This window comes from Empedobacter sp. UBA1574 (genome assembly GCF_002322895.1).
Taxonomy (GTDB): Bacteria; Bacteroidota; Bacteroidia; order Flavobacteriales; family Weeksellaceae; genus Empedobacter; species Empedobacter falsenii_B.
Genome location: NZ_DCOI01000030.1, coordinates 24109 through 32031 on the forward strand (window position 1 = coordinate 24109; position 7923 = coordinate 32031).

6 protein-coding genes are annotated in these 7923 nt (G+C 31.3%); 4 read left to right on the forward strand and 2 right to left on the reverse strand.

Annotated features, from left to right (window positions below):
* Window positions 1–130 precede the first annotated feature (130 nt).
* Window positions 131–3007, reverse strand: a complete 2877-nt coding sequence (locus B3578_RS09340) for an alpha/beta hydrolase family protein (protein ID WP_291048092.1) — start codon at window positions 3005–3007, stop codon at window positions 131–133.
* A 121-nt stretch (window positions 3008–3128) separates the two neighbouring features.
* On the opposite strand from B3578_RS09340, the gene B3578_RS09345 reads away from it, so the two are divergent.
* From B3578_RS09345 to B3578_RS09355, 3 genes are all read left to right on the forward strand, one after another.
* Window positions 3129–4070, forward strand: coding sequence for an MBL fold metallo-hydrolase (locus tag B3578_RS09345; RefSeq protein ID WP_219035347.1), 942 nt, complete (start codon window positions 3129–3131; stop codon window positions 4068–4070).
* A gap of 149 nt (window positions 4071–4219) precedes the next feature.
* On the forward strand, window positions 4220–4654 hold the full coding sequence (locus B3578_RS09350; RefSeq protein ID WP_219035348.1) for a hypothetical protein: 435 nt from the start codon (window positions 4220–4222) through the stop codon (window positions 4652–4654).
* 167 nt (window positions 4655–4821) lie between these two features.
* Window positions 4822–6114, forward strand: a complete 1293-nt coding sequence (locus B3578_RS09355; RefSeq protein WP_291048098.1) for a serine hydrolase domain-containing protein — start codon at window positions 4822–4824, stop codon at window positions 6112–6114.
* A 52-nt stretch (window positions 6115–6166) separates the two neighbouring features.
* On the opposite strand, the gene B3578_RS09360 is transcribed toward B3578_RS09355, so the two are convergent.
* Window positions 6167–6988 (reverse strand): hypothetical protein, encoded by an 822-nt coding sequence (locus B3578_RS09360; RefSeq protein ID WP_286496213.1) that lies wholly within the window; start codon window positions 6986–6988, stop codon window positions 6167–6169.
* A 609-nt stretch (window positions 6989–7597) separates the two neighbouring features.
* Between B3578_RS09360 and B3578_RS09365 the strand changes: the two genes are divergently transcribed.
* A partial coding sequence (locus B3578_RS09365) for a hypothetical protein (RefSeq protein ID WP_291048101.1) occupies window positions 7598–7923 on the forward strand: 326 nt, incomplete at its 3' end.

The window sequence follows — 7923 nt, forward strand, 5'->3', positions numbered from 1 at the left end:
CCTCTAAATTAAAACTTTTTCAAGAAGTTAATTATACATGAAATGTAAATTTAACAATATAATTGTGTTGTAAGAAATTCTTTTGACAAAAAAAGCGACCAAATTGGTCGCTTTTAAATATTTACTATAATTATTTCTCTAGATCAAATCCCCAATCAATACCTTTATTAATTGCAGAAACACCTTCTGTCATCCATTTCGGAGCAGGTTTATCTTTCAGATAATGATCAAAAAATTGAACTTGACGTTGTTGAATATCATTTTTATTCGCACGTTTTATCAAGTTATGATCATCTCCGTTATAATTTAACATCCAAACTGGTTTTTGTAAACGACGCAATGCCATAAACATTTCAATTCCTTGATACCAAGGAACAGCACCGTCTTCGTCGTTATGCATGATTACAACTGGCGTCGTAACTTTTGGCATATTAAACAAAGGCGAATTTTCGATATATAATTCCGGCGCTTCCCACAAGGTTTTACCGATTCTACTTTGCGTTTGTTCGTACTGAAATTGACGACTCATACCCGTCCCCCAACGAATTCCACCATAAGCAGAAGTCATATTAACAACAGGCGCACCCGTCCAAGCAGCAGCATACATATTGGTTGCAGTGATCAAATGTGCAACTTGGTAACCTCCCCAACTTTGTCCTTGTATAGCGATTTTACTTCCATTTACCCACGTATTTTTCTTCAACGCTTCTACTCCAGAATTGATATAATCTTCGGCAGATTTACCAGGATGACCAATTGTATATGAAATATCTGGTGTAAACACAATGTAATCGTTACTTACAAAATATGTGTGATTAATACGAGAAGGCGTTGGCGCAGGCGCTTGATAACGATTCAAATTATCCGAAAGTTTTTCGTAGAAGTAAACAATCATCGGATATTTTTTATTTGGATCAAAATTCTCTGGTTTATACACAACTCCTGTTGCATCTTTACCTGAATACGTTTTCCACGTTACCAACTCACCATTCCCCCATAAATAATCTTTTTGTTGCGGATTGATTGCAGATATCTTTTTCTCATCTTTAAAATTTGTTGAAACATAAACATCAGGCGAATTTCGGAACGATTCTTTTGTATAAATAAATTCGTTGGCATTCAACGCTTTCTTCATTTTTTGCGTTCCCCAAGTATTCGACATGACAACTTCTTCAGGATTTTTTGCTTTCGAAATGATTGTTTGATAAACCCCTGATTGTTTATTCTGATTATTAAAAGCACCTAAATAAACTAAATTATCTCGATTAATTGTTTTAATATCATCATTTAATTGATTGATATCAAACGTAATATTATGTTTACGACCGAAACCATTTGTCATATTTTCTGGACGACGTTTTCCAACCAAATCAAACTCCCAAATATCATATCGATCTTTGATTAAAACCGTTTCGTCATTATCAGTAAAATAGGCAACTCCATATTCTTGCGCTAAAGTTGGTGAATCATTTTCTTCGTCATAAAATTTCACTTTCAGCTTTTTATTCAGAACTTTTGTTTCCTTTGTTTCGATATTATAGCTCGACCATAATCCATTTTCGGCATTATAAAAAACAGCAAATTTTCCATTCGGCGACATTTCCACTTTTCCAGCCAAAGCTTTTGCAAATAATTCACGCTCTCCCGTTTTCGTATTAATGATATAATAATCTTTACGACCTGTTACATCCCAATTCAAGCTTAATCGATAGGCATTATCAGAAGTTCCTAAAGCAAAATTTGAATTTCCTTCGTTCAAAATCTCGACTTGATTCATATCCAAATCCGCTAATTGTGTCACTTTTACAGGATTCGATAAATCAATCACAGATAGGTACGAACGTTTTTTCTCTCGCTCAAGATTCTTCAATTGTTGTGGTTGAATAAAATCGTCTTTGTAACTCCAAACATCCACTTTTGCATGATCATCAGCAATCAAAGTTGTGTCTTTTTCTGCTAATTTCGGCATCAAACCAATGAACAAAGAATTTCCATCTTTGCTAAATTTTGGTTGACGATTTTCTGAAACTTGCCAATCTTTTTTCAATCCTAACAATTCAGATTTCCTGATTTGTTGCGGATTATTTGTTGTAGAATAATATAAATAATATGTTTTATTTTCCTTTTTCTCTTCGTCAGAAGTTCCAACAAAAGCGACTTTATTTGCTAATTCATCAAACGCAAATTGTTTAAAATCACCAATTGTATCTACCAATTGTTTTTGAACAAACGTTGCTGTATTCACTAAGAAAACACCATATTTAGTTTTATCTAAACTATCTTTTTTCTCTTGTTTAGTCGAAAAAATTAATTGCTTACCATTCTCGCTAAACTCATAATTCATCACATTTTTGAATGATTTTCTCTGACCTGAAATCAAATTTCTCAACACCAATTCTAACGGCGTATCTTTCTTATCTTTTCCAGCTGATTTTGCAACTTTATCCTTCGTTTTTGTAGAATCTGACTTGTCTTTTTTATCATTCTTCGTTTCTTCTTTTTCTAATAAATAAGCTAAAAGAGAACCTCCTTTTTTCGGTGTTTTGAATGATTTTATATTTGGTAATTTCTCGACTTGATTTGTTGCAAGATTTAATATTCCGATTGAATCTTTAGCAATTTCATGTTCCTTTTTCTTTTTGATTCGAACCAATTTCAAATCTTTGTAAAAAGGTCGAATTTTAAAAACGGCAAATTTAGAATCTGCTGTAAAAACACTTTGTTCACCACGATGAAAACTTAGATTTTTATCTGTTTTCAAACCAAAAAAGTTCAATGTATTATCGCTTTCTTGTGCATATACTTGATAAGCAACCCACGAACCATTATTTGATAATTCTTTCATTCCGATTGATTGCCATTCATCAAAAACAGTCAAATCAAGAGGTTTCTTTTGCGCATCAACATTCGTTGCCAATAAAGCAATTGCAGCTGCATACATTGCTTTTTTCATCATCAGTTGAGTCGCATAATTTTTCAATATTTTAGTAGATAATTTCGATTTCATTCTAACTAATTTTTATGCGTTAATTTTTAAAGAAATGTGAAAATACTAAAGTTTTTAGAAACTATGGGGATATTTTAGTTTAATAATACTTTTCAGTTGTATTTTTGTTAAAATTCTTTTTATGAAAAAATATCTATTAAGTATTGGATTCGGAATTTCGATGATTGCATCAGCACAAAATATTCAGATTGTTCCACTTGGTGTTTATGGAGGTAGCAATGAAAGCAATCTTTCATCTTATTTGATTGGTGAAGAAACAACAAACAGCTATTTAGCATTGGATGCAGGAACAATTCTTTCTGGAATCAATAAAGCAATAGAGAAAGGTACTTTTGAAGAACAAAACAATAAAATTCTGAAAAACTATATCAAAGGATATTTTATTTCACATGGACATTTGGATCATCTTTCTGGGATGATTATTAATTCTCCAGAAGATTCTAACAAGCCTATTTATGGTATTTCTGAAACAATTTCAGTTTTAAAAAATAAATATTTTACCAATGATGCTTGGGCAAATTTTGCCAATGAAGGTGAATCGCCAATTTTGAATAAATATTACTACAAATACGCAGAAATAGGAATACCTTTCACAATAGAAGGTACTAATTTCACAGGAACTATTTACGAATTGAGTCATGTAAACCCTTTAAAAAGTTCAGCAATATTAGTCGAAAATGGTTCAAATGCAGTCTTATATTTTGGTGATACAGGAGCTGATCGTATCGAAAAAACTCAAAACTTATCAACTATTTGGAAAGCAATTTCACCTAAAATTAAATCAGGAAAATTAAAAACAATGATGTTAGAAGTTTCTTTTCCGAATTCTCAACCCGAAAAATTATTATTTGGTCATTTAACCCCAAAATTAATGAACGAAGAATTAGGCGAATTAGCGAAAGAAGTTGGAAAAAGTAGGTTGAAAGGTTTAACAATTATCGTTACTCATATCAAGCCAAAAGATGATTATGAGCAAAAAATTAAAGACGAATTGTTAAAAGATAATCCATATAACATCAATTATATTTTCCCTCAACAAGGTGAAAGAATAACTCTTAAATAAATAATAAATACGAATTTATCATTTAAAGACAAAATAATTTTCAACTATTTATTTTAGTCGGTCAATTTTTATTATTTTGATAAATTAGCACTATTGATTTTTCATTTATTCGAATGGCTATTTTACATTTGAATAAACCATAAGAAAAAATGATCGCGCAAATAGGAGAAATTTTATTAATCGACAACCAACAATATATTATAGCCGAACAACCATTACATCATTATTTTAGAGAATTAAATCATCCACCTTATTTTACTCCACCTTCGCCAACATGCTGGAGAGGATATTATGGGAAATGGGAATTGAGAAATGACGAATTGTTTTTGATTAATTTCAGAGGATATTTGGATGGTTTGGATGAAGTTGAATTGAATTATTTGTTTCCGAGAAGAGAAGAAGTTTTTGCGAGCTGGTATTCTGGAATCATTAAAATCTCACAAGGAAAATTATTACAATTTAACCAATTGACACATACATCAATTTATGAAGAAGATTTAATGTTGTGTTTTGAAAACGGAAAACTAATCGATTATATCGTTCATAGTAATTGCACAAATTCTGAACGAGAAGTTGAGATCTAATCAATCGAATACTTCAAAACTTGTCGGTGAATTCGTCTTGTTATTTGACCTTATTATTCTTTCGAATTCACCGATTTTTAATAAAATAAAGTTTAAAATGGTTTTCGTAAATTTGAGAAGCAAGCTTCTCCTCTACTTCATTTATCAACCAAATAGATAGTACAACTATGAAAAAAATATTAGTTTGTTTAATTTTAGTGATGACGCAAATGAATTATGGACAACAATTCTTGACTGCAGAGCAATCGGATCCAAAGAATTTTAATTGGATGAAAGGGTTTCCACCTGCAAAAGAAGATATTTTGTCCGCTATAGATGGTAGCTTTTTTAACTTTCCGGCTTTGCGTTACAGCGTTTGTCATATGCGCGAGTTTTTCCCAACTGTAAATGTTGCTTCGGCACAAGAAAACAGATATACTTGGGCAACTAAATTGGATCAATCTATCGATAATGTGACTTTTACTCCTTTAGAAACTAAAGAAACTATGACATGGAAAGAATCTTTGCAAAAAAATTATACCGATGGAATTATTGTTTTACACAAAGGCGCTATTGTTTATGAGAATTACTTTGGAGAACTAAACAAAAACGGAACTCATACCTTGATGTCGGTTAGTAAAACCTTAACGGGTACATTGGGCGGAATGTTAGTTGCCGAAGGTATTCTAGATGAGAATAAAAAATGTAGTGATTATATTCCTGAATTGAAAACCTCAGCTTTTGGTGATGCTACGATTCGTCAAGTTTTGGACATGACCACAGCTTTACAGTATAGTGAAGATTACAGCGATCCGAATGCAGAAGTGTGGGCTTTTTCGGCTGCTGGAAATCCTTTTCCTAAACCTGCTAATTATAATGGACCTACAAATTATTATGATTATCTAAAAACAGTCAAGAAAAATGGTAAACATGGCGAAGCTTTTGGTTATAAAACAGTGAATACTGATGTGATGGGTTGGATTATTACAAAAGTATTGAATAAACCTTTGGCTCAAATTCTATCTGAAAAATTTTGGCAACCGTTGGGAACTAACTTTGATGGATATTACCAGATTGATGGTGCTGGAATTGCTTTTGCAGGAGGTGGATTTAATGCAAACCTTAGAGATTTGGCAATGTTTGGAGAAATGATAAGAAACAATGGTTACTTTAATAATCATCAAATTTTGCCTAAAAAATTGGTTGACGAAATAAAAAAAGGAGGAAATCAAAAAGCTTTTGCAAAGGCAGATTATAAACTTCTAAAAGGCTGGAGCTACAAAGATATGTGGTGGGTAACCAATAATGAGCATCAAGCATTTATGGCGCGTGGCGTTCATGGTCAAGCGATCTATGTTGATCCAAAAGCGGAAATGGTTATTGTGCGATTTGCTTCCAATCCGGTTGCATCGAATAGTGCGAACGACCCGTATTCGTTACCAGCTTATCATGCTGTTGCAAAATATTTATTGACTAAATAACAAAAAGCTCAACTAATGTTGAGCTTTTATTTTATATGATAATTTGTTCGAATTAATCTTCTGATTCTTCTACTTCCGATTGTAAGCCTTCTCCAAATTCACTTAAAGCAGAATTTAATGAAATCTCTGTACAATACTTAGATCCTAAATCTAATCCTTTTTGTAAAAACTCTTCCGCTTTTTCCTTTTCTCCTGTAAAATAGTAATACGTATAAAATAATCCGTATCCATCTGGATTTCCTAAATCAATCACACGTTGTGCTAATTGCTGTAACTCTTTATTTGGTTTTAATTTCAACTCTTCTGTTGCACTTAATGTTTCGAAAACACCACCAGATTGTTCAGCAAATTTATAGGCAAAAACTACTTTACAACTTTCATCAAAACCTTCTTTACACAGTTTTGCATTTGCAGCTTCATTTTCTTTTAATTTTTTAGTTAAACTTTCTTCATCAAAATCAAACAAATAGGTTGCATTATTTTTAAAATTAATATCATAATTCTCTGCCATCCAATTTGCACGTTGTGCTAATTTAGAATCTGATTGAGGTTTATTTTCGAAAGATTTCAAATTTGATTTATACACTTTTTTATCCACCCAATCTGAAATTCCTTTTAATTGATTTTTCTCTTTTTTGAAGATAAAAACCGTTTTTTCGACAAATATTATAACCGAATCATTGCGTTCTGTAAATTCGTAACCAACCTCATCAAATTCACCGATTGTTACTCTTCCTTTTCCATCAAATTTCAATGGATTATATAATTCATCTTTTGCTTTTGTTGTAAAAACGCCTTCTAACGTATTAGTCGCTTGTTGAGCAAAAAGTGCTGACACCATAAAGAATGTTGTCAATAAAAATAGTTTTTTCATTTTTTAGAAAGTCTCAATTAATATTACGCCAAAAATAAACGTTTTAATTCGTCTAAAACTCACTAATTATAGTTAAAAATAAATTTCTTTGTTATCAACCAAGGACTCGGATAAGGTAAAACACACCTGTTTATAATCAACCGAGGACTCGGGTAAGTTAAAACACATCTGTTTAGAATAAAAACGTCGCACAATAACTAAGCTTTCGTCTTGCCCAGAGGGCATGAGATGGAAGCCTGTTGAACGGAACCGAAGTTAGCTTTTAATTCTTATGGAGTTATCGAAGTTTAGTTTTAAGCTATATAAGCAGTATTTTATATGATTACTGCTTTTTTTTATGCTTACGTAGAATGCGAAGTAGTGAAAACCTTAGTTTTTAAAATAGTATATACTCCACAAAAAAAGCTCCTCTCAGGAGCTTTTTGGGTTATGCAACGTTATTTATATATTCTTTTTTGACAATTAGTAAAAGAAAACACGAGCAAAAGTGGGAGAAAATTTGTAGGATTGTAGTTTTACAATAAGGGGTTTGATTGTGATTTTTTGGTATATTTGAGTGTAAAAAAAAATATTATTAACTATTTTAAAAGTAAATAAAATCAAGATTTAATGACTAATACAATAAAAACAAATTGGAAAACAACTGATTTTCGTTTTGTAGCTTTTTTAGATATATTAGGTTTCAAAGATAGTATTATGAGAAATACTCATGATGAAATTTATTCTAGATTAACCTCTATTAACAAATTCAAAAAAAGTATAGAAAAAACAAATTATAGTACTCATCTTGATGGATGCTATAGTGATACTGAAGTGTATATCGTTAACTTCTCTGATTCAATTGTTATCTTCTCTAAAAATGATGATAAATATAATTTTGAATATTTCCTTATTATGGTCAGATATTTATTTGGGTGTAATCTTCCCCTTGTTAA